Source organism: Gordonia terrae, assembly GCF_001698225.1.
In the GTDB taxonomy this organism is placed as follows: domain Bacteria; phylum Actinomycetota; class Actinomycetes; order Mycobacteriales; family Mycobacteriaceae; genus Gordonia; species Gordonia terrae.
On record NZ_CP016594.1, the window covers coordinates 2,168,299 to 2,188,843 of the forward strand.

Annotated in this window: 13 protein-coding genes and 1 tRNA gene; 5 read left to right on the forward strand and 9 right to left on the reverse strand. The window is 69.2% G+C overall.

Annotated elements, in window-relative coordinates; translation table 11 throughout:
- Positions 1-11 precede the first annotated feature (11 nt).
- From BCM27_RS09860 to BCM27_RS09875, 4 genes are all read right to left on the reverse strand, one after another.
- Positions 12-3,848 carry a multifunctional oxoglutarate decarboxylase/oxoglutarate dehydrogenase thiamine pyrophosphate-binding subunit/dihydrolipoyllysine-residue succinyltransferase subunit gene (locus BCM27_RS09860; RefSeq protein ID WP_051987083.1) on the reverse strand — a complete coding sequence of 1,279 codons (3,837 nt, stop codon included), beginning with the start codon at positions 3,846-3,848 and terminating at the stop codon, positions 12-14.
- 183 nt (positions 3,849-4,031) lie between these two features.
- Positions 4,032-7,949 (reverse strand): ABC transporter ATP-binding protein, encoded by a 3,918-nt coding sequence (locus tag BCM27_RS09865; protein ID WP_051987084.1) that lies wholly within the window; start codon positions 7,947-7,949, stop codon positions 4,032-4,034.
- A complete protein-coding gene (locus tag BCM27_RS09870) occupies positions 7,943-8,701 on the reverse strand; it encodes a hypothetical protein (RefSeq protein WP_004021141.1) in 759 nt (252 codons plus the stop codon). Before BCM27_RS09870 ends, BCM27_RS09865 begins: the two co-directional genes overlap by 7 nt.
- Positions 8,698-9,768: a glutathione S-transferase family protein gene (locus BCM27_RS09875; protein ID WP_004021140.1), complete on the reverse strand. Its 1,071-nt coding sequence runs from the start codon at positions 9,766-9,768 to the stop codon at positions 8,698-8,700. The genes BCM27_RS09870 and BCM27_RS09875 overlap by 4 nt, the downstream gene beginning before the upstream one ends.
- Positions 9,769-9,902: 134 nt before the next feature.
- On the opposite strand from BCM27_RS09875, the gene BCM27_RS09880 reads away from it, so the two are divergent.
- The 4 genes from BCM27_RS09880 to BCM27_RS09895 all read left to right on the forward strand — a co-directional run bounded on the left by BCM27_RS09880 (position 9,903) and on the right by BCM27_RS09895 (position 15,812).
- Complete coding sequence (locus tag BCM27_RS09880) at positions 9,903-11,429, forward strand: MFS transporter (RefSeq protein ID WP_004021139.1); 1,527 nt, start codon at positions 9,903-9,905, stop codon at positions 11,427-11,429.
- Positions 11,430-11,508: 79 nt separating this feature from the next.
- Positions 11,509-12,699 carry an exonuclease SbcCD subunit D gene (locus BCM27_RS09885; RefSeq protein ID WP_004021138.1) on the forward strand — a complete coding sequence of 397 codons (1,191 nt, stop codon included), beginning with the start codon at positions 11,509-11,511 and terminating at the stop codon, positions 12,697-12,699.
- Complete coding sequence (locus BCM27_RS09890; protein WP_033205435.1) at positions 12,696-15,680, forward strand: AAA family ATPase; 2,985 nt, start codon at positions 12,696-12,698, stop codon at positions 15,678-15,680. Before BCM27_RS09885 ends, BCM27_RS09890 begins: the two co-directional genes overlap by 4 nt.
- 56 nt (positions 15,681-15,736) lie before the next feature.
- Positions 15,737-15,812, forward strand: a tRNA-Arg gene (locus BCM27_RS09895).
- A 205-nt stretch (positions 15,813-16,017) separates the two neighbouring features.
- Here the strand turns inward: BCM27_RS09895 and BCM27_RS25760 are convergent.
- Together BCM27_RS25760 and BCM27_RS26255 are read right to left on the reverse strand one after the other, a co-directional pair.
- Positions 16,018-16,563, reverse strand: coding sequence for a hypothetical protein (locus BCM27_RS25760; RefSeq protein ID WP_141638826.1), 546 nt, complete (start codon positions 16,561-16,563; stop codon positions 16,018-16,020).
- 163 nt (positions 16,564-16,726) lie between these two features.
- Positions 16,727-17,152, reverse strand: coding sequence for a VOC family protein (locus BCM27_RS26255; RefSeq protein WP_338085663.1), 426 nt, complete (start codon positions 17,150-17,152; stop codon positions 16,727-16,729).
- 68 nt (positions 17,153-17,220) lie between these two features.
- Between BCM27_RS26255 and BCM27_RS09900 the strand changes: the two genes are divergently transcribed.
- Entirely contained in the window at positions 17,221-18,111 is an 891-nt protein-coding gene (locus BCM27_RS09900; protein WP_239450681.1) for an alpha/beta hydrolase, read from the forward strand.
- Between the two features lie 15 nt (positions 18,112-18,126).
- On the opposite strand, the gene BCM27_RS09905 is transcribed toward BCM27_RS09900, so the two are convergent.
- The 3 genes from BCM27_RS09905 to BCM27_RS09915 all read right to left on the reverse strand — a co-directional run bounded on the left by BCM27_RS09905 (position 18,127) and on the right by BCM27_RS09915 (position 20,416).
- Positions 18,127-18,555, reverse strand: coding sequence for an SAM-dependent methyltransferase (locus tag BCM27_RS09905; RefSeq protein ID WP_004022689.1), 429 nt, complete (start codon positions 18,553-18,555; stop codon positions 18,127-18,129).
- An 81-nt stretch (positions 18,556-18,636) separates the two neighbouring features.
- Entirely contained in the window at positions 18,637-19,515 is an 879-nt protein-coding gene (locus BCM27_RS09910; RefSeq protein WP_004022690.1) for a DUF305 domain-containing protein, read from the reverse strand.
- A 76-nt stretch (positions 19,516-19,591) separates the two neighbouring features.
- Positions 19,592-20,416 carry a DUF3105 domain-containing protein gene (locus BCM27_RS09915; protein WP_033205431.1) on the reverse strand — a complete coding sequence of 275 codons (825 nt, stop codon included), beginning with the start codon at positions 20,414-20,416 and terminating at the stop codon, positions 19,592-19,594.
- Between the last annotated feature and the right edge of the window lie 129 nt (positions 20,417-20,545).

Consider the following 20,545-nt stretch of genomic DNA (forward strand, 5'->3'; position numbering starts at 1 on the left):
CGACGGTCGTCCTACTCGCCGAACGCCTCGTCGAGGATCTCCTGCTGCTCGACCGCGTGGACCTTGCTCGATCCCGAGGACGGCGCGGACATCGCACGGCGCGACACCCGGCGCAGTCCGCCGAGCACGTCCGGCAGCACCTCGGGCAACCAGAGGCCGAGGAACGGCCACGGGCCCTGGTTGGCGGGTTCTTCCTGAACCCAACGGAATTCGCTCGCGTTACCGTACTGCTCGAGCGTCTTGCGGAGCCGGCGGTGCGGAACCGGGTAGAGCTGCTCGATGCGCACGACGGCGATGTCCTCGCGCTTCTCCTTGTCGCGGCGGGCGGCCAGCTCGTAGTAGAGCTTGCCGCTCACCAGCAGGACGCGCTTGACCTTGCTGCGGTCGGCGCTCGAGTCATTCGACCCGCTCGCTCCGCTCCCGGCGTCGGCCTTCTCGAAGTGCGGGTCGTCGATCACCGAGCGGAACTTGTCGTCGGTGAAGTCCTCGACCGGGCTCACCGCGGCCTTGTTGCGCAGCATCGACTTCGGGGTGAAGACGATCAGCGGGCGGCTGATGCCGTCGAGGACGTGGCGGCGCAACAGGTGGAAGTAGCTCGCCGGCGTCGACGGCAGGGCCACCGTCATCGAACCCTCGGCACACAGCTGCAGGAAGCGCTCGATGCGGCCCGAGGTGTGGTCGGGTCCCTGCCCCTCGTGACCGTGCGGCAGCAGCAGCACGACGTCGGAGAGCTGGCCCCACTTGGCCTCACCCGACGAGATGAACTCGTCGATGATGGACTGCGCGCCGTTGACGAAGTCGCCGAACTGCGCTTCCCAGACCACGAGCGCGTCCGGGTTGCCGACCGAGTAGCCGTATTCGAAGCCGACGACCGCGAACTCCGAGAGCGGGGAGTCGTAGACCATGAACCGGCCGCCGTTGCTCTCCTCGTCGGCGGGCTGCAGATGGTTGAGCGGGGTGTACTCCGAGCCGGAGCTGCGGTCGATGAGCACCGAGTGACGCTGGGTGAAGGTACCGCGACGCGAATCCTGGCCGGACAGACGCACTGTGCGCCCCTCCATGACCAGCGACCCGAACGCCAGCAACTCGGCGAACGCCCAATCGATGTTGCCCTTGCGTGCGGCCTCGGCACGACGCTCCAGGACCGGCTTCACGCGGGGGTGCGGGGTGAAGCCGTCGGGCACGTTGACGAAGGCGTCGCCGATCAGCTCGAGCGTCGTGCTGTCGACCGCGGTCACCAGCTTCGTCGGCAGTGTCTGGTCGGACTCGACGGACGGCGACGGCTCGACGCTGAACTTCTCGAGTTCCTTGACCTCGTTGAAGACGCGCTCGAGCTGACCCTGGTAGTCGCGCAGCGCGTCCTCGGCCTCCTTGGTCGAGATGTCACCGCGGCCGATCAGGGCTTCGGTGTAGCTCTTGCGGACGCCGCGCTTGGTGTCGATCACCTCGTACATCGCCGGCTGCGTCATCGACGGGTCGTCGCCCTCGTTGTGTCCGCGGCGGCGGAAGCACACGAGGTCGATGACGACGTCCTTGTTGTAGGCCTGGCGGTAGTCCACGGCGAGCTTGGCGGCCCAGACACAGGCCTCGGGGTCATCGCTGTTGACGTGGAAGATCGGCGCACCGATCATCTTCGCCACGTCGGTGCAGTATTCGGTCGACCGGGAGTGCTCGGGTGCGGTGGTGAAGCCGACCTGGTTGTTCACCACGATGTGCACGGTGCCGCCGGTGCGGTAGCCGGGCAGCATCGCCATGTTGAGCGTCTCGGCGACCACGCCCTGACCGGCGAACGCGGCGTCGCCGTGCAGCATGAGCGGCAGGATCGGGAACCGATCGTCGTCGTCCATGAGGTCCTGCTTGGCGCGCACCAGACCCTCGAGAACCGGGTCGACGGCCTCGAGGTGGCTCGGGTTGGCCGTGAGCGACACGTTGATCTCGTTGTCGCCGAACATCTGGTAGTACTTGCCCTCGGCACCGAGGTGGTACTTCACGTCGCCCGACCCGTGCGCCTGCGACGGGTTCAGGTTGCCCTCGAACTCCGTGAAGATCTTCGAGTACGGCTTGCCGACGATGTTGGCGAGCACGTTCAGGCGGCCACGGTGCGGCATGCCGATGACGACCTCGGAGAGGTTGTGCTCGGCGCTCTGGTCGATCACCGCGTCCATCATCGGGATGACCGACTCGGCGCCCTCGAGCGAGAAGCGCTTCTGCCCGACGTACTTGGTCTGCAGGAACGTCTCGAACGCCTCGGCGGCGTTGAGCTTGCTCAGGATGTACTTCTGCTCGCCGACCGGCGGCTTGACGTGCTTGATCTCGACCCGTTCCTGCAGCCACTTCTGCTGCTCGGGTTCGAGGATGTGGGTGTACTCGACACCGACGTGCCGGCAGTACGCGTCACGCAGGATCGACAGCACGTCCCGCAGCTTCATCTTCTCCTGGCCGTGGAACCCGCCGACCTTGAAGCTGCGGTCGAGATCCCAGAGGGTCAGGCCGTAGTTCTGGATGTCGAGGTCCGGATGGCTGCTGCGTGCGTCGCTGTCCATCATGAGCGGATCGATGTCGGCCATCAGGTGGCCGCGGCTGCGGTAGGCCGCGATCAGCTCCAGGACCCGGGTGCTCTTGTCGACGAGGCCCGCGGGCAGGTCGCGACGCCAGCGGATCGGCTCGTACGGCACGTGGAACGCGGTGAAGATCTCGTCGTAGAACGCGTCGTCGATCAGGAGTTCGTGGATCGTGCGCAGGAAGTCGCCCGACTCCGCGCCCTGGATGATCCGGTGATCGTAGGTCGACGTGAGGGTCATGAGCTTGCCGACGCCGAGCTCGGCGATCTGCTCCTCGCTCGCGCCCTGGAACTCGGCCGGGTACTCCATCGCGCCGGCACCGATGATGGCGCCCTGGCCCTTCATCAGGCGGGGGACCGAGTGCACGGTGCCGATGGTGCCCGGGTTGGTCAGCGAGATGGTGACCCCGGAGAAGTCGTCGGCGCCGAGCTTGCCGTCACGGGCCCGGCGGACGATGTCCTGGTAGGCGGTGTAGAACTCGGCGAAACCCATCGTCTCGCACTGCTTGATCGCAGCGACGACCAGCGTGCGGTTGCCGTCCTTGCCGACCAGGTCGATGGCCAGACCCAGGTTGGTGTGTGCGGGCGTGACGACGTTGGGCTTCCCGTCGATCTCGGCGAAGTGCCGGTTCATGTTCGGGAACGCCTTGATGGCCTGAACGATCGCGTAACCCAGGATGTGGGTGAAGCTGATCTTGCCGCCGCGGGTACGCGCGAGGTGGTTGTTGACGACGATCCGGTTGTCGATCATCGCCTTGGCGGGCACGGCCCGGACGCTGGTGGCCGTCGGGATCTCCAACGACAGCGCCATGTTCTTCGCGATGGCCGCGGCGGGACCGCGCAGCACCTTGTTGCCATCGGCGTTCTCGGACTTCTGGCCTTCGGACGCGCTCGCCTTGCCTGCTTCCGGCTTGGTGGGCTTGGGCTGCGATCGCGCCGAACCGTCGCGACTGGCGACGCTGTGGCCCGATGCGGCCTTCGTCGCGGTGGACTCCTTGGCGGGGGCGGGCTTGCGCGGCGCGGTGCGGGCGGGCGTCTGATCCAGGGTGACCTGCTTGCGCGGTGCGGCCTCCGCGGCCGGTGCGGACGCGCTGCGCGCGGACCCGTTGGTCGATGAACTCGAGGACGAGGAGGTGGTGGAAGTCGTTGTGGCGGAGCGCTTTGCGGAATTCGAGGGCGGGGAGGCGGGCGCGGCGGAGCCGCCGTTGTCGCCGGGCTCGTAGTTCTTCAGTAGTTCGTGCCAACTCGGGTCGACCGAGTTCGGGTCTTCTTTGTACTGCTGGTACATTTCCTCGACCAGCCACGTGTTCTGTCCGAAGTCTGAAATCGAACTGCTGCTCACAGCGGTATCTCGCCTCAATTCCCTGAAGGTGCCGGGTTCTCTGCCACGCGTCGTCTCTTGTGGAGACTATCGGTGAACCACCTGACGATGCTACGCGTCGTCGACTCGCTCGCGCTGACCGACCTGTTACTACGGAGTCAGGTCCGAGGTGGCCCGCGTGACCGTCGTGGCGGCGGTCCGTGCGCTGGTCGGAGCGGGTGGATCGTTGTCGGGCACCGCCGGCTCGTCGGGATCGACACCGGCATCCCAGAAGCCGCGGTACCTCTCTCCCAACGCGAGCAACTCGTCGTGTGTTCCGAGCTCGACGATCCGCCCGCCGTCGACCACGGCGATGGCATCGGCGCGGGCGGCGGTCGCCAGCCGATGCGCGACGATCACCGAGGTGCGGTGCCGGGTCACCGCGCGGCCGGCGGCGAGCACCTGGGCCTCGGTCGCCTGGTCGAGGGTCGCGGTCGCCTCGTCGAGCAGGAGCAGATCGGGTTCGACGAGCTCGGCCCGCGCCAGCGCGATGAGCTGGCGCTGCCCCGAACTCAGTCCCTGTCCGCGCTCGCCGATCGGATGATTCATCCGGCCGGGGAGGGCGGCGATCATGCGCAGCGCGCCGACCGCGGCCGCGGCGTCGACGATCGCGGCCCGATCGGCACCGGGCCGGCCGTAGGCGATGTTCTCGGCGACCGTGCCGGTGAACAGGTGCGGCTCCTGCGGGACCAGACCGAGTCGCCTGCGGTATCCGGCGAGGTCGTAGTCGCCGATGTCGGTGCCGTCGACGACGACGCGGCCGGTGGTCGGGTCGTAGAAGCGGGCCAGGAGCTTGACGATCGTGGACTTCCCGGCGCCGGTCCGGCCGACGAGTGCCAGCGACGACCCGGCCGGGATGTGCAGGTCGACGCCGGCCAGCGCGTCCGTCGAGGAGCCCTGATAGCGGAAGCCCACCCGCTCGAAGTCGACGACGCCGTCGAATCCGGTGTCCGGCGGGGACTCGGCCCGCGCCGAGGTACGCAACGAACTCGGCGTGCGCAGCAGGTCGCCGATCCGCCGGAGACCCACCGCCGCCTGCTGGTAGCCGTCGAACACCTGCGACAGCTGCTGGACCGGACCGAAGAGCATCGTCAGGTAGAGCACAAAGGCGACCAGTGTGCCGGCCGAGAGCGACCCCGAGGCCACCTGACCGGCGCCGACCCCGAGCGCGATCGCGGTGGCGACGTCCGACATGAGCTGGATGAGCGGGAAGTAGGCGGCGATCGCGCGCTGCGACACCATCCGCGCCTCGACCCATTCCGCCGACCGCTGCGCGAACCGCGTCTGGGCGCTGTCGGTGCGCAGGTAGGTCTGGGTGGTCTTTATGCCGGCGATGTTCTCCTGGAAGTCGGCGTTGACGACGCTGATCAGTTCGCGCGAGCGGGTGTATGCGCGACTCGCCACACGCCGGAAGACGATCGTCGCGCCGATCAGCAGCGGGAAGACGGGTATCACCAGCAGCCCGAGGACAGGACCGGTGACCAACAGTGCGACCCCGACGCCGACCAGGGTCAGGACAGCCACGATCGCCGAGGTGAGCCCCGTCTGCAGGAACGTCGACAACGCGTCGATGTCGGTCGTCATGCGCGTCATGATCCGCCCCGACAGCTCGCGCTCGTAGTAGTCGAGTCCGAGTCGCTGGATGTGGGCGTAGCTGCGGATGCGAAGGCCGAACAGCACACGTTCGCCGGCCCGGGTCGAGGTGATGGTCATCGACTTCGCGGCGACCCAGCCGACCGCGACCAGCGCGCCGCCGCCGAGCGCGGCCCACAGCAGGGTCGACCGCTCGGTGTGCCCCGTCGCGTCGATGACCGCCCGCGCGATGCTCGGGAAGGCCAGACCGACGAGGGTGTCGACCGCGATGGCGAGCAGTGCGGCGGCGAGCAGCCACCGAACCGGCGCGAGGAGGCCGCGCAGGGTGAAGACCGGGTTCTCGCGCCGAGCGGCGTCGACGTCGACCTCGGGACGCTCCACCGCCGGTGGGAGGGCGTCCACGGACGCCTGGAGTTCGGGGGTGGCCGGCATGGAACCCAGTGCGCTGGCGACGCCCCCCCCGCGACCGGTCCGGGAGCCCGCCCCGGCCGCGGGCGAGGTTCGGGCTGCGACGCCGCCGGACTCGGATTCGACTGTCGGCCAAAGGTTCTCGATGTCGGTCGCGGTCGGTCCGCGCAGCGGCGGCGCGGTGTCGACCACCGCGGCCTCACCGGGTGTGCCGTCGGGGAGCGCCGTGCTCGACATCAGCTCGCGGAACCGCGGTGATGTGGCCTCGAGCTCGGCGAGGGTGCCCAGTGCCGTGATCCGGCCGTCGTCGAGCACGGCGACGCGGTCGGCGAGGACGAGCGTCGACCGGCGGTGGGCGAGCACCAGCATCGTGGCGCGCCGGGTGCGCAACCCGCCCAGGATACGGGACTCGGTGGTCGCGTCGACCGCGGATGTCGCGTCGTCGAGGACGAGGATGCGGGGATCGGCGAAGAGCGCCCGCGCCAGCGCGATGCGCTGGCGCTGACCGCCCGACAGGGTGAGCCCGCGCTCGCCGATGACGGTGTCGTAACCGTCGGGCAGTGCGTCGATGAACTCGGCGGCGTCGGCGGCGGCGGCCGCCACCCGGACCCGGTCGGCGACATCGGGTGCGGTCGCGGCCGGGCCCACCGCGATGTTGGCGGTGATGGTGTCCGAGAACAGGAACGGCTCGTCGAAGACCACGGCCAGGGCGCGGTGCAGGGCCTCGGGCGCCAGGTCGTCGATCCGGTACCGGGGGCGGTCCGCGTCGGCTCCGGTGCCCTCGCCGAGCAGGGAGATGGTCCCGGTGTCGGGTCGTTCGAACCGGCTGACCAGGTCGGCGACGGTCGACTTCCCGGAGCCGGGGGGACCCACGATCGCCACGCATTCGCCCGGTTCGATCCGGAGGTCGATCCCGGACAGCACCGCGGGCGGGTCGTCGGCGTCGTGCGTGTGATGGGCGAATCCCACCCCGGCCAGTTCGACGCCCAGGGGGCCGTCGGGAAGTGAGCCGGTCGCGGCGTCGCCCGGGTCGTGGGGATGGTCGATGACGTCGTAGACGCGTTCGACCGCCGCGCGCGCTAGTTGCGCGTTGACGATGAGGTTCGTCAGCAACCGGGCGATACCCGTCATCGTGGCGACATAGGTGCTGAACGCGAGGAAGGTGCCGGCGGTGATCGCGCCGGTCATCGTGAGATAACCACCCACCACGATCACCCCGACCATGCCCAGCTGCGGGATCGCGGCGAGCGTCGGGGCGAACCGCGAGTTGATCCGCGCGGCGCGCAGCCGTCGCGCGAACACCGTCCGGCAGCGGGTGATGAGGTCGTCGACGGCACGGTCCTCCTGCCCGAAGCCCTTCACGACCCGTACGCCGGTGACGGTCTCCTCGACGTGCTGGGCGACGTCGGCGGCCGACTGCTGGGCCGACCACGTCGCGGCGAACAGGCGGCGTCGCGTCCGCCACACCTCGACGGCGATCAACGGGACGATCAGCAGCGCCACGCCGGTCAGGAGCGGCGACAGGTAGGCCATGATCGCCAGGGCCACGACCATCTGCACCGCGGCGCCCAGGGACAACGGCGCCATGGCGAGCAGGCTCTGCACCACCTGGATGTCGGTGATGGACCGGGACACGATCTGACCGGTGCGGATCTGGTGCTGGCTGCGACCGTCGAGGTGCAGCAGCGTGTCGAGCAGTCGGAGTCGGAGCGAGTTCTGCACGCTCACGGCCAGTCGCCCGGCGAACACCCGCCGGCCCATGTGGCACGCGTACCGCACGACGGCGAAGACGACCAGGGCGACGATGACGGTGCGCAGGGACAGACCGTCGTCGACGACGCCGGTCGCATGGTCGACCGCCGCCTTGGTCAGCAACGGCATGAGCACGTCGACCCCGACCGCGATCAGCGTGACGGTCATCGTGATGACCACGACGCGCCGGTATCGCCACGATTCGCCGACGAGCCGGCGAATCCACCCGGGCGCGGGCGCGGACGGAGTGGGTAGTGGGGGTGCCGCGATCACCAGGAACCGGGCGGGAGCGGATCCGGGGTGGGTGTCTCGGTGAAGTCGACGTCGATGACCCACGCCCGGGGAGCCGGTCCGAAGGCATCCCGGGCGTTGTGTACCACCTTGCGGCCCAGGGCGCGGCTGCCCGCGCCGCCGATGACCGCGCCGATCCCCGCGGGCATCAGCTTGCCGAAGATCAGTGGCGCCCGGCGTATCGCGTACTTGCGGACGAGTTTGTTCACCAGGGTCTTGTTCAGCTTGGTGATCGCCCCGGACGGCAGAGCCGCGCCGCCGAGCCTGCGCAGGGCGCCGCCGCCGGTGCCGACCACCCGACCGAGCGCCAGCACGCCCTCTTCGCCCAGTGCGACGGTCATGACGAGTGCCTTGCGGCGTTCGGATTCGTGCACCGGGATGCCGTGCACCTCGGCGATCGACAGCGCGAGCAGCGCCGAGGCCTCGAGGAAGAACGCCGTGTCCCCGGTCATCGCGCCGAAGGCGGTCATCGTGCCGACTCCGGGCACCGCGGCGGCCGCGCCGACCGCTCCGCCGGAACCGGTGACCGCGTTCAGATAGCGCTTCTCGAGCCGCTGGATGATCTGCGCGGGGGAGTCGTCGGGGTACTTCCGCCGCAGCGAGTCCACGTACTTCTTCACCGCGGGCGCCTGCAGCCGCTGCGCCCGGTCCAGGAGACCGCCGGTCACCTCGACGGCCTTGCCCGGCGGCGTGCGACCCTTGTCCGTCGACAGTCCCTGTGTCGTCTTGTCTTTCATGTCCGGTCTCTCTCGCTCTGGGGTACCCAATCCTGTGCGGGCACGACCTCGGCGGGTCGTGGGGGGCCGGGTGGCGTGCCGTCGCCGAACGGCCGACCGCCGAGGTCGGCACGATGGTGTTCGGTGAGCCAGCCACGCAGATCCGGCCCCTTGGGCACGATCTGGGTGGGATTCACATCGGTGTGCACGATGTAGTAGTGCTGCTTGATCTGCGTGAAGTCGGTCGTGTCGCCGAAGCCGGGCGTCTGGAACAGGTCGCGGGCATAGGCCCACAGGACCGGCATCTCGCTCAACTTGCTGCGATTGCACTTGAAGTGACCGTGGTAGACCGCGTCGAACCGCGCCAGGGTGGTGAACAGGCGCACGTCGGCCTCGGTGATGGTGTCGCCGACCAGGTAGCGCTGCGTCGACAGTCGGTCCGACAGCTCGTCGAGCTTGGTGAACAAGCGATCGTAGGCCGCGTCGTAGGCCTCCTGGCTGCCGGCGAAACCGCAGCGGTACACACCGTTGTTGACCTCGGTGTAGACGCCGTGGCTGACCTCGTCGATCTCGTCGCGCAGACGTTCCGGGTAGAGCTCCGGTGCGCCGTCCCGGTGGAAGGCGGTCCATTCCAGGGAGAAGTCGATGGTGATCTGCGGGAAGTCGTTGGTGACGACCTCGCCGGTCGGCACGTCGACGATCGCGGGCACGGTGATCCCCTTGGGATAGCCGGGGATCCGCTTCTCGTAGGCGTCCTTGAGCCGCGGGATCTGCAGGACCGGGTCGACTCCGCCGGGGTCGAGATCGAAGGTCCACGAGTTCTTGTCGTGCGTGGGGCCGCACAGTCCGAGGGAGATGGCGTCCTCGAGCCCGAGGAGCCGCCGGACGATCAGCGTCCGGTTGGCCCACGGGCACGCGCGGGCGGCGACGAGCCGATAGCGGCCCGCCTCGACCGGGTAGCCGTCCCGGCCGTCGGCGGTGATGCGGGTCTCGATGTACTTCGTGTCCCGGACGAATTCCTCGCCGGTCATCACGTACGAACCCTGTTCGTCCTCGGATGCGGTGCTCTGGTCGGACTCGGTGGTCATGGGTTCCACAGTAATGATGTCCGGCGACAATGACGTCCGACGACGATGATGTCCGGCGACAGACGACCCGGTCGCGGTCGAACCCCGCGATCGTGCGGGTCGTCGGCGAATCGGACAGGTCTAGCATCGGGAAAATGCGATCGAGCGACGCCACCCGCGGCGAGAACGCGGGTACCGACGAGATGGTCACCACCCGGCCGTGGGCCGCGATGCTGGCGCTCTGTGTGGGCTTCTTCATGATCCTCGTCGACATGACGATCGTGGCCGTGGCCCAGCCGCGAATCCAGGCCGATCTCGACACGAACGTCAACGGCGTCGTCTGGGTCACCAGTGCGTACCTGCTCACCTACGCGGTGCCGCTGCTGATCACCGGCAGGCTGGGTGACAAGTTCGGTCCCAAGACGATGTACCAGATCGGTCTCGCGGTCTTCACCGTGGCGAGTCTCTGGTGCGGGTTGTCGTCGTCGATCGGGGAGCTGATCGGCGCGCGCGCACTCCAGGGTGTCGGCGCGGCGCTCATCACCCCGCAGACGATGGCACTGATCACGCGCATCTTCCCGGCCGAGAAGCGCGGCGCCGCAATGGGTGTGTGGGGCACCGTCGCCGGCGTCGCGACCCTCGTCGGACCGCTGCTCGGCGGTGTCCTGACCGACGCATTCGGCTGGGAGTGGATCTTCTTCATCAACCTGCCGGTCGGCGTCGTCGGTCTCGTCCTCGCCGCGATCCTCGTCCCACGGGTCGGGACCAACGACCACCAGTTCGACTGGATCGGCGTCGCGCTGTCCGCCGTCGGTCTGTCCGCGCTGGTCTTCGGCATCCAGGAGGGGGAGACCTTCGCCTGGGATGCCTGGATCTGGCTGCTCATCGTCGGTGGTCTGGTGGTCCTCGGGGTCTTCGTCTACTGGCAGTCCCGGATCCGCACGGAGCCGCTGGTCCCGCTGTCGCTGTTCCGCGACCGCAACTTCTCGCTGTCGACCATCGGCATCGCCTCGATGGGTTTCGCGGTGTCCGCGATGATGATCCCGCTGACCTTCTTCCTCCAGCTCGTCGGCGGGATGTCGCCGACCGAGTCGGCGGTGGTCCTGGTGCCGATGGCCGTGCTGACCGGTGTCCTGGCCCCGTTCGTCGGCCGGATGGTCGACCGCGTGCACCCGCGCACGATCGTGTCCTCGGCATTGCTGCTGAACGCGATCGCGATCGCGTGGCTGGGCTTCGTGGCGCGTCCGGAGACCCCGGTCTGGCTGATCGTCGTCCCGCTGTGCCTCATGGGTGTGGCCTCGGCCGGCATCTGGGCGCCGCTGGCGGCGACGGCCACCCGCAACCTGCCGTGGCATCAGGCCGGTGCCGGTGCGGGCGTGTACAACACGCTGCGGGTCATCGGCTCGGTGCTGGGTTCGGCGATGATCGGCGCGCTCCTGCAGACCCGGCTCGCGGCCGAGCTGCCCGGGGTCGACGCCGAGAACGCGCAGGACGGCGCGGCGGGCCAGCTGCCGGAATTCCTCCGCGAGGGTTTCGCCGCCGCGATGGGACAGTCGCTGTACCTACCCGCGGCCGCGCTGCTGATCGGCGTCGTCGCGACGTTCTTCTTCGTCCGGCCCGCGCACCAGACCGTTCCACCCCAGGTAGTCGACCCGCACGCGGTGGCCACCGACGCCCGGTAACCGACCGCCGTCCCGGGGTCCGGGCGCCGGCGAGCGCGCGTCCCACGATCTGTCGGGACCCGACCGTAAGGTTGCGCCCATGCGCATCGTGCACACCTCCGACTGGCACCTGGGCCGGACGTTCCACGGGGTCGAGCTCCTCGCCGACCAGCGCCGCGCGCTGATCCACCTGGCCGAGCTCGTCGCGGCGGAGTCGGCCGACGCCGTCATCGTCGCCGGGGACGTCTACGACCGGTCGGTCCCGTCCGCGGACGCGGTGCGGGTGTACGACGAGGGCCTGGCCGAGATCGCCGCTGCGGGAGCGCAGATCGTCGTCACCTCCGGCAATCACGATTCACCCACCCGGCTCGGCGCCGGATCGGGGTTCGCGGCGGCCGGCGGCCTGCACCTGCGGACCTCGATCGCCGACATCGACCGGCCGGTCCTGCTCGCCGACGCCCACGGCGACGTCGCGATCTACGGCATCCCGTATCTCGAACCCGACACCGCGCGCCGCCACCTCGGGGTCGAGTCGGCCGGCGGCCACACCGCGGTGCTCGACGCCGCCATGACGCGGGTCCGCACCGACCTCGCCGCGCGCCGCGCCCGGTCCGTGGTGGTGGCGCATGCCTTCGTCAGCGGGGCCGCCGCCTCCGGGTCGGAGCGCTCGATCAGCGTCGGCGGTGTCGAAACCGTTCCCGCCGAGACGTTCTCCGGGGCAGACTACGTGGCACTCGGTCATCTGCACTCGCCGCAGCGCGTCACCGACACCGTCCGGTACAGCGGGTCGTTGCTGCCGTACTCCTTCGGCGAGCGAACCCATCGCAAGGCCGCCCTGGTGATCGACCTCGACGCCGACGGTGTCGCGGAGGTCCGTCCGCACGAGCTGCCCGTCGTTCGCGAATTGAGCTCCCTCACCGGCGTTCTCGGCGATCTGCTGACTGATCAGCAGTACGACGCGGCGCAGGACCACTACGTCGAGGTGACGCTGACCGACCCGGTCCGCCCCACCGATGCGATGCGACGCCTGCGTGAGCGTTTCCCGTTCGCCGTCCACGTGCAGTGGGAGCGTCCGCATTCCGGCTCCGGGGTCGACTACCGGTCCCGTGTGCGTGGGCGGAGCGACGCCGAGATCGTCGCCTCGTTCATCTCCGACGTGCGCGATGAGCCGACGAAGGGGGAGCGGGTGCTCCTCGAGCGGGCGCTGCGCGCCGTGGTCGGCGAGCCCGAATCCGACGCCGCCGAACTGACTCTCTTCGACATCGAGGCGATCGTCGCGGAATCCGCATGAGGTTGCATCGCTTGCGCATCCGCGCGTTCGGTCCGTTCGCCGACGAGATCACCGTCGACTTCGACGACCTCGGCGGCGACGGACTGTTCCTGTTGCATGGCCAGACCGGTGCGGGTAAGACGACGGTGCTCGACGCCGTGGCCTTCGCGTTGTTCGGGCGGGTCCCCGGCGTGCGTGACGTCAATCGGCGACTGCATTCGGATCACGCGGCGGCCGACGAGATCCCGGAGGTCGAACTGGAGGCGACCATCGCGTCCCGTCGTCTGCGGATCACGCGGTCGCCCGAGCACGAGCGACTCAAGAAGCGCGGGGACGGCACCCGTAAGGTGAACGCCCGGGCGACGCTGATGTGGGTGGACGGGTCAGGTCCCGACCTGACCCGTATCCCCGAGATCGGTGACGCGGTGGTCCGGCTGCTCGGGATGAGTGCCGACCAGTTCTTCCAGGTGGTGCTACTGCCCCAGGGCGACTTCGCACGGTTCCTGCGCGCGCACTCCGATGAGCGGGAAGCGTTGCTGGAGAGGCTGTTCGACACCGAACGCTTCGGTGATCTCGAGGAGTGGCTGCGCGAGCGGGCCCGCGAGAGCGCGGCCAGGCTGACCGAGCAGACCGCGGTGCTCGACCGGATCGCCGGGCAGATCGTGGCGGTCGGTGGTGCCGACCCGGCCGCCGAGCCCGACTTCGACTGGGCGCAGGAATGTCTCGAGCGTGCCCGGGTGGTCGCGGAGCGCATGCTCGCGGAATCGACTGCGGCACAGGCTGCGGCGGACCAGGCGCAGGCCGCCCACGAGAGCGGGAGCCGGCTCGTGGAGCTGCGACGCCGGGGGCGTGCGGCCACCGAGCGTCTGGCCCGGCTCGCCGACGGGGAGCAGTCGCTGGCGGCCGCCGCGCACGCTCGCCGGCTCGCGCTGCGGGCGGCGCCGATCGTGCCGCTCGCCGACGACTCCGACCGGGTGGCGCGCGAACTCTCGGCCGCCGAACAGTCCGTGGTCGCTGCGCGTGCCGATCTGTGCCGGATGCCCGAGGGCGAGATCCTGTGTGCCGTCGAGCCGGACGCGGACCTCGACGAGCGCCTGGACGCCGCGATCGACCGCTGGACCGAGGAATCGGGTCGATGGGAACCCCTCGCCCAGCGGGTTGCGCAGCTGCCGGCACTGGTCGCCGAGATAGATGCACTCGACACGGCCCTCGCCGACGCCGAGCGCCGGGTCGCCCGGACACGGGAGTCACTCGAGGCCGCACCGGGTCGGCGTGCCGAGGCCGCCGACGCGCTCCAGGCAGCCGGAGACCTGCGCATGCAGGCCCCGAAGCTGCGGGCCGAGCGTGACGCACTGCGACGGGTCCGCGACGCCCTGACCGACCGGGACGAGGTCCTCGTGCGGCTCGCCGCCGCCGACAAGGAGCTGCTCGACGCACGCGACGCGCATACCGACGCCCGGGAGTGGGTGCTCGACGCCCGGGAACGCCGCCTCGCCGGGATGGCCGTGGAACTGGCAGGCGAGCTCGTCGACGGAGAGCCGTGCGTCGTCTGTGGTTCGGTTGCGCACCCGCAGCCGGCGACGGACGTCGCCGGCTCGCTCGAGACGGCCACCGACGAGGAGGAGGCGACCGCAGCCGAGGAGCGGGCGAGTGCGATCAAGGCCATCGCGCAATCCGCGGTGGCCGCGCTCGGCGAACGCCGCGCCCATCTCGACGCCGTCATCGGCGGTGCCGACGCCGCGACCGTCGATGCCGACCTCACCCGTGTAAGTGCCGAACTCGCCGCGGCGGAGCGTGCCGCGTCTCGTTTACCCGCACTGCAGAAGGCCGTCGACCGGATCGACGCCGCGATCGATGCGTGGCGCACCGTCATCGCCGACACCGAGTCGGGCCAGTCGGCGCGTCGCGAGCGCGTGAACTCGTTGCGCGAGAACCTCACCGAGCTCGACGCGGCAGTCCGCGAAGCGACCGGTGGGCGCGGCGGGGTCGCCGAGCGGCGTCGTGAACTCGCCGACCTGGTCCGCCGCGCACGTCGGTTGCGCGACGCCCGACAGGAGGCCGCGCGAACACGGGATCGGGTGGCCGAGGCGACCGACCGGTTGTCCGCTGCCTGCGCCGGCGCGGGATTCGACGACGTCACGGCGGTTCGGGCGGCGTTTGCCCCGGATACCCGCATCGCCGCGTGGGACGCGATGCTGCAGGAGGCGGCGAGTCTGCGCGCCGCCGCGGAGGAGACCCTCGCCGACGGCGATGTGCGGGCTGCGATGACGGCTCCCGAGCCGGACCTCGACCGCCTCACCGCCGATCGCGATGCCGCGCGCAGCCGCCTCGACACCGCGTCGAAGGAACACGCCGTGGCCGGTCGGCAGGCGGCGGGGCTCGAGGAGTTCGTCACCCAGTTCTGGGCGGCCCTCGACGCCCTGGCGCCGATGCGGGACCGTCACGCCGAACTCCAGGGACTGGCCGAGCTGGTCAGTGGGCGAGGCCAGAATGCGCGCCGGATGTCCCTGCGGTCGTACGTGCTGGCCGCGCGCCTCGATGAAGTGCTCGTCGCCGCGTCCGGCCGGTTACGCGAGATGTCCTCGGGCCGTTACGAGTTCGTCCACACCGACGCCGCGGGTGTCCGGGGCCGGCGCGGCGGCCTGGGCATCGAGGTGCGCGACGAGTACACCGGTGCACTCCGGGCGACGACGACCCTGTCCGGCGGGGAGACGTTCTTCGCATCGCTCGCTCTCGCACTCGGTCTCGCCGACGTCGTATCCGCAGAGTCGGGCGGACGCGTGCTCGACACCATCTTCATCGACGAGGGATTCGGCACCCTCGACCCCGAGGCGCTCGACCTCGTGATGGGTGTTCTCGACGACCTCCGGACCGGTGGGCGTGTCGTCGGCGTGGTGAGTCATGTCGACGAACTCCGGGCACGAATCCCGGCCCAACTGCATGTCCTGCGCGGTGAGCACGGGTCGTCGGTGCGGGTGCAGAGCCCCCTCGGCGTGTCGTGAGCTGCCCGATTGGGACGCCGGTGGAACAGTGCGCTACGCTGAGTCCCGCCCGATGAGCCCCCGTAGCTCAGGGGATAGAGCGTCTGCCTCCGGAGCAGAAGGCCGCAGGTTCGAATCCTGCCGGGGGCACCATTGCCGCAGAAGCGCCACCTGGGATCAGAAGCGCCGATTACAACCGGCGCAGGTGTCCTCTAGTGACGCTTGTTGTTGGTAGTGCAAGAATCGGGCCTGTCGACCTGTCGGTGAGACCTGCTGGGGTTGGTCCGATGCACTGGCGCAGCGGAGTTGGAAGCCCGCGGAGTCTGCACATCACGATCGGCACGTGAGTTCACATGAACTAGCGATAGTCGTCGACTCGCGGGTGAAACCGTGGGCGTGCAAGTTGAAATAGCACGCAGAACGGGACATAGAGTGGACAAAATCCGACTACAACTATCTCGCGGTCGCTTTGAGCCAGACCGGCTAACAGTCCGACGGTGGCCATGAGCCCAGCTGACGCGACGAATCCCCATGGCCCGAGAATCTCAGTAACCCCTCCAGCCGCAAATGTTGCGACGTATGTTCCCCAGCTCAATGAGGGCGCTAGGACCCCGTCGTGCCAATGAACTGCGGTGGCAACTCCAAATGTCGTGCCCACCAATATTGCAAGTGAAAAGCCGAGGAGGTACCAGCCCCAGGCATTTCCGGTGAGTTCCGCGTGAGTGGCGGACGTCCAGCTCTCAGCAATCCCAATTCGCCTGACTCCGGTCCCGATCATTTCCAAAATCGACGGAGACATATCACGGTCGATGCTGATGAACATCAGCACGACTACTACGGCGGCGGCGCCGTTGACGCCGACCTTTAGCGGGATGTAGCCGAGCAACTTCGACACCGATTCCATGCGTTTGAAGGTACCGGGGAGGTCTGACAGCGGCGGCGCACTCGTTTGGCGGCATACCTGCTGCTTGACGGCAGCGGCTGTCGGCACGCAGGTACCCTGCGGCCGGACCGGGGAGCAGTGTGCAGCGTAGCCTCACGAACTCGTTCTGCCCGGTTTGCGAGGGTCAAAGCGGGCCCACGGAAGCCGAGGTGCTGTTCAGCAATAGGTATCGAATAGCGATACCTATTGCTGACAGAGTGGACGAGTAACTCACACGTACGGTTCCCGGTGAGCATCTCCAGCAACTGGCCCGATGGGTCCTTGAAGTACACGCGCCGGCCGTCGCCGGCCGAGATCTCGCCATACCGGATCGGCGACCGGTGCCGACGCGAACTGCAACAGCGTGTCGTCGTCGAGAAGGATGTTCACGACGGACCCAGCTGTGGGCCGGCCGCGCGCCGAGTACGTCGAGGTAGAAGTCGGCGGATCCCTGTGGATCGTGCGCGCCGATGATGATGTGGTTGAAACTGACTGACATGCCGAAACTTTCGTCCCAGCGCCTCCGTGCCTGACGCGGTCCGCCACCGGCACGCGACGCTGGACAGAGCATGACACAGTATCCCGGCGAATCGTCACGAACTCCGCGCACAGGTCACTGTGGGCGAATAGTCTCCGTCTGTGCTGACTCGCTGGAGAATTCGCAATGATTTCGCTCCCGACCTCCGCCGGGTCGCCCTGATCGCGCCCGCACAGCTCGTGTCACGACGCACGCTCCCTGTCGTCCGTCGGCTGTACCGGGTCCGCAACGGACGGGCGCGCGTCACCACCGCGACGACGCCGAGCGGGGTCGCGGTGCGCGTGTTCCGTCCGGCACACTCTTCGGGACGGCTACCCGCACTCCTGTGGATTCACGGCGGCGGTTACGTCACCGGCAGTGCCGCGCAGGACGACCGCTGGGCGCGGGCGATGGCCGAACGTGCCGGCATCGAGGTGGTCACGGTGGATTACCGTCTGGCTCCGGAACATCCGTACCCCGCGGCGATCGAGGACTGTCTCGACGCACTGCGGTGGATGACGGACCAGCCGGACACCGACACCACCCGGATCGCGATCGGCGGCAACAGTGCCGGCGGGGGACTGGCGGCGGCACTGGCCTTCCGGGCGCGCGATGACGGGGTGGCGGTGCGGTTGCAGCTGTTGACCTACCCGATGCTCGACGACCGCACACGCGAACCCGATCCGCACCATCGCCTCTGGAACGCCTCGGCCAACGCCTTCGGATGGTCCAGCTATCTGGGCGACGCCGACACCCGCGAGGCGGTCCCGGCGCGGCGTACCGACCTCGCAGGGTTGCCGCCCGCGTGGATCGGTGTCGGCACCCTCGACCTGTTCGCCACCGAGGACCGCGACTACGCCGAGCGGCTCCGCGCGGCAGGGGTCGAGTGCCAGGTCGACGTGGTGCCCGGCGCATTTCACGGGTTCGACATCGTCGCGCCGCGGACGGCGACCGCGGAGGACTTCTTCGCCCGTCAGTGCGAGGCCGTCAGACGCGCTCTCGCGCACGACTGACCGGACCGGGCCGCCTCAGTCCGTCGGCAAGTCGATGCGCCGCAACGGATCACCGCCATCGACGAACAGCATTCCGCCCGGACGCAGGGCCCGGGCCACGGCCCGCACGGCCGCGTCGTAGAGATCGGGGTGTCGCCCGTCGAGAGCGCCGACCCGCAGCGCGAACGCCAGGTCGAACGGGGTGCGATCGCCGAGGACGAAGTCCTCGACCGCGCTGCACTCGACGTCGAACCGGTCCGGACCGAGCCCATCGGCGATCGCCGACCGTTGAGCGGCGCGCACGGTCCTCGTCGACCGGTCGACACCCAGCACGAAACCGGACGGACCGACACGCCGCGCCACCTCGCGTGCGGCCGCCCCGGGCCCACAACCGATCTCGAGCACGCGCAGACCGGGCGTCAGCGGCAACGCGTCGACGGCGTCGGCGAGGCGTGGGGAGAGCATGGTCCCCAGTATCGCTCGTCGGGCGCGCGGACGCCCCGACCGAAGTTGCTCAGTGCACGGCGCGGACGGTTAGGTCGCCGCTCAGTTCATCGGAAGCGGTTGCGCGCCACGCAGTGCCAGCATCTGGGTGATGATGGCGATCTCCTTGTCCTGGGTTCGCTTCATGCTCGACGCCAGGTCACGGACATAGGCCTGATCGACGTTGGCCGGGTCGGCGGCGTACTCCATCATGTGCAGGCCGCCCTCGTGGTGGCGCAGCATCAGCTGCAGGAACCTGATGTCGACCTCGGGACCCCGCATCGCACGGAACTGTTCCATCTCCGTCGACGTCGCCATGCCCGGCATCGCGGGCTGTTCTGTCGCGTCGGAGTCCGCGCCACCTGCTGCGGGCGCCCCGGACGCCGGCATCGACATGTCGCCGTGGTCCATGCTGCCGTGGTCGCCGTCCCCGTGGTCCATGCTGCCGTGATCATGACCGCCCTCGGTGTGATCCGCGGGATCGGAATGGTCGTGTCCGGAGTCCGAGTCCCCGTGGCCCATCCACGCCATGGTCGCGCCGGGATTGGTGACGGGCTGCCCCCAGCGCGACAGCCACGACTGCATCTGGCCGATCTCGTTGCTCTGGGCGGTGAGGATGTCGAACGCCATGCTCCGCACCTCGGGGTCGGTGCCGTGCTCGAGTTCGATCGCCGCGAGTTCCACACCCTGCTCGTGATGGCGGGTCATGTCCTGGGCGAAACCGACGGCGGCCGAATTCGCCGCGGGCGAGTCCTCACCGGTGGAGTCGTCGGCGAGGCTGGCCTGGATGAGAAGGCCGAGACCGACGCCGAAGAGCAGGAGGGCGGCCCCACCCAGAGCGAGCAGGATTCGTGGGCGCGACGATGTCTCCGCGGTGTGCTCGGGAGCCTCGGGTGTCGGTGTCTCGTCCGGGGCGTGCGGACGATCGCTGCTGTCGGTCATCGTTGGGTCCTCGTCGTCTTTTCGGGTCGTCGGGCCCCGGGGAGGTGCCTGGACTGCCGTTCGGGTGTGACCCGCGTCAGCCCGCGGGCATCGGGTTGGCGCTGCCGCCGTTCATCGGAACCGCGTCGGGGCCGGGCTCACCCTGGTCTGCCGGCGGGGGATTCGACGGGTCGAAGCCGGGAATGGCCGTACAGGTCGCCTGGGTCTCCGGATACGCGGCGGTCTGCGGATTCTCCGGGTAGACGCCGGGCATCATGTTGCGACGCAGCGCGGTGATGAACTGGTTCACGCGGGGGTCGCGGGCGGAGTCCAGCTTGAGCTGGTGCCCCCAGCTCTGCAGCGAGAGCGGCTTGTCGAGCCCGGGATAGGGCGACAGGAACAGGTACTGCTCGCCGCGGACGAGTTGCTTGAGGTAGTCGAGGTCTTCCGGCGAGATGGTGTCCGGGTTGTAGGTGACCCACACCGCGCCGTGCTCGAGAGCGTGGACGGCATTCTCCGAACGCAGCGGGTTCGGGTACACGACGCCGGTGCAGGTCGCCCAGATCTCGTCGTGGGGACCACCGAACGGCGGCGACTGGTCGTAGGCGACGCGCTGCGTGGCGGTGACGTGGCGGGCGGCCTCGTAGTACCGCTTCGTCACACCCGGGATGGCGGCCGCCGGGTCAGGGTTCTGCGGTGTGGGCACGAACTCGGACACCGATTCGACGGCGACGTCGTCCTTCTGCTCGGCGCGCTGCTCGTTGAATTTGGGGACGAGATAGATCGCCAGACCCGCGATGAGACCGATGACCACCACGACGGCGCCGATCAGCATCCAGTCGACCTGCCGTCCCGTCGCCGAGGGAACGGATCCTGCTCGTTTGCGGGACTTGGGGACGTTCGCCCCGGGTTTGCGCGCCATTGACTTCTTTCCTCATCCGACTGCGGGTGCCGGCGGGCGGGCGGAAGGCCCGGCGCGCGCTCGGCGCCCACGAGTGTACTGGTGGGCCCGGTGGGTCGAGCGGGGTGCGATTGTCGGTGATCAGGCGAT

Bases quoted from the DNA above. Each gene is read 5' to 3' on its own strand.
- BCM27_RS09860 (WP_051987083.1), bottom strand. From the start codon at position 3,848: ATGTACCAGCAGTACAAAGAAGACCCGAACTCGGTCGACCCGAGTTGG.
- BCM27_RS09870 (WP_004021141.1), bottom strand. From the start codon at position 8,701: ATGAAAGACAAGACGACACAGGGACTGTCGACGGACAAGGGTCGCACG.
- BCM27_RS09875 (WP_004021140.1), bottom strand. From the start codon at position 9,768: ATGACCACCGAGTCCGACCAGAGCACCGCATCCGAGGACGAACAGGGT.
- BCM27_RS09880 (WP_004021139.1), top strand. From the start codon at position 9,903: ATGCGATCGAGCGACGCCACCCGCGGCGAGAACGCGGGTACCGACGAG.
- BCM27_RS09885 (WP_004021138.1), top strand. From the start codon at position 11,509: ATGCGCATCGTGCACACCTCCGACTGGCACCTGGGCCGGACGTTCCAC.
- BCM27_RS09890 (WP_033205435.1), top strand. From the start codon at position 12,696: ATGAGGTTGCATCGCTTGCGCATCCGCGCGTTCGGTCCGTTCGCCGAC.
- BCM27_RS25760 (WP_141638826.1), bottom strand. From the start codon at position 16,563: ATGGAATCGGTGTCGAAGTTGCTCGGCTACATCCCGCTAAAGGTCGGC.
- BCM27_RS26255 (WP_338085663.1), bottom strand. From the start codon at position 17,152: ATGCTCTGTCCAGCGTCGCGTGCCGGTGGCGGACCGCGTCAGGCACGG.
- BCM27_RS09905 (WP_004022689.1), bottom strand. From the start codon at position 18,555: ATGCTCTCCCCACGCCTCGCCGACGCCGTCGACGCGTTGCCGCTGACG.
- BCM27_RS09910 (WP_004022690.1), bottom strand. From the start codon at position 19,515: ATGACCGACAGCAGCGATCGTCCGCACGCCCCGGACGAGACACCGACA.
- BCM27_RS09915 (WP_033205431.1), bottom strand. From the start codon at position 20,416: ATGGCGCGCAAACCCGGGGCGAACGTCCCCAAGTCCCGCAAACGAGCA.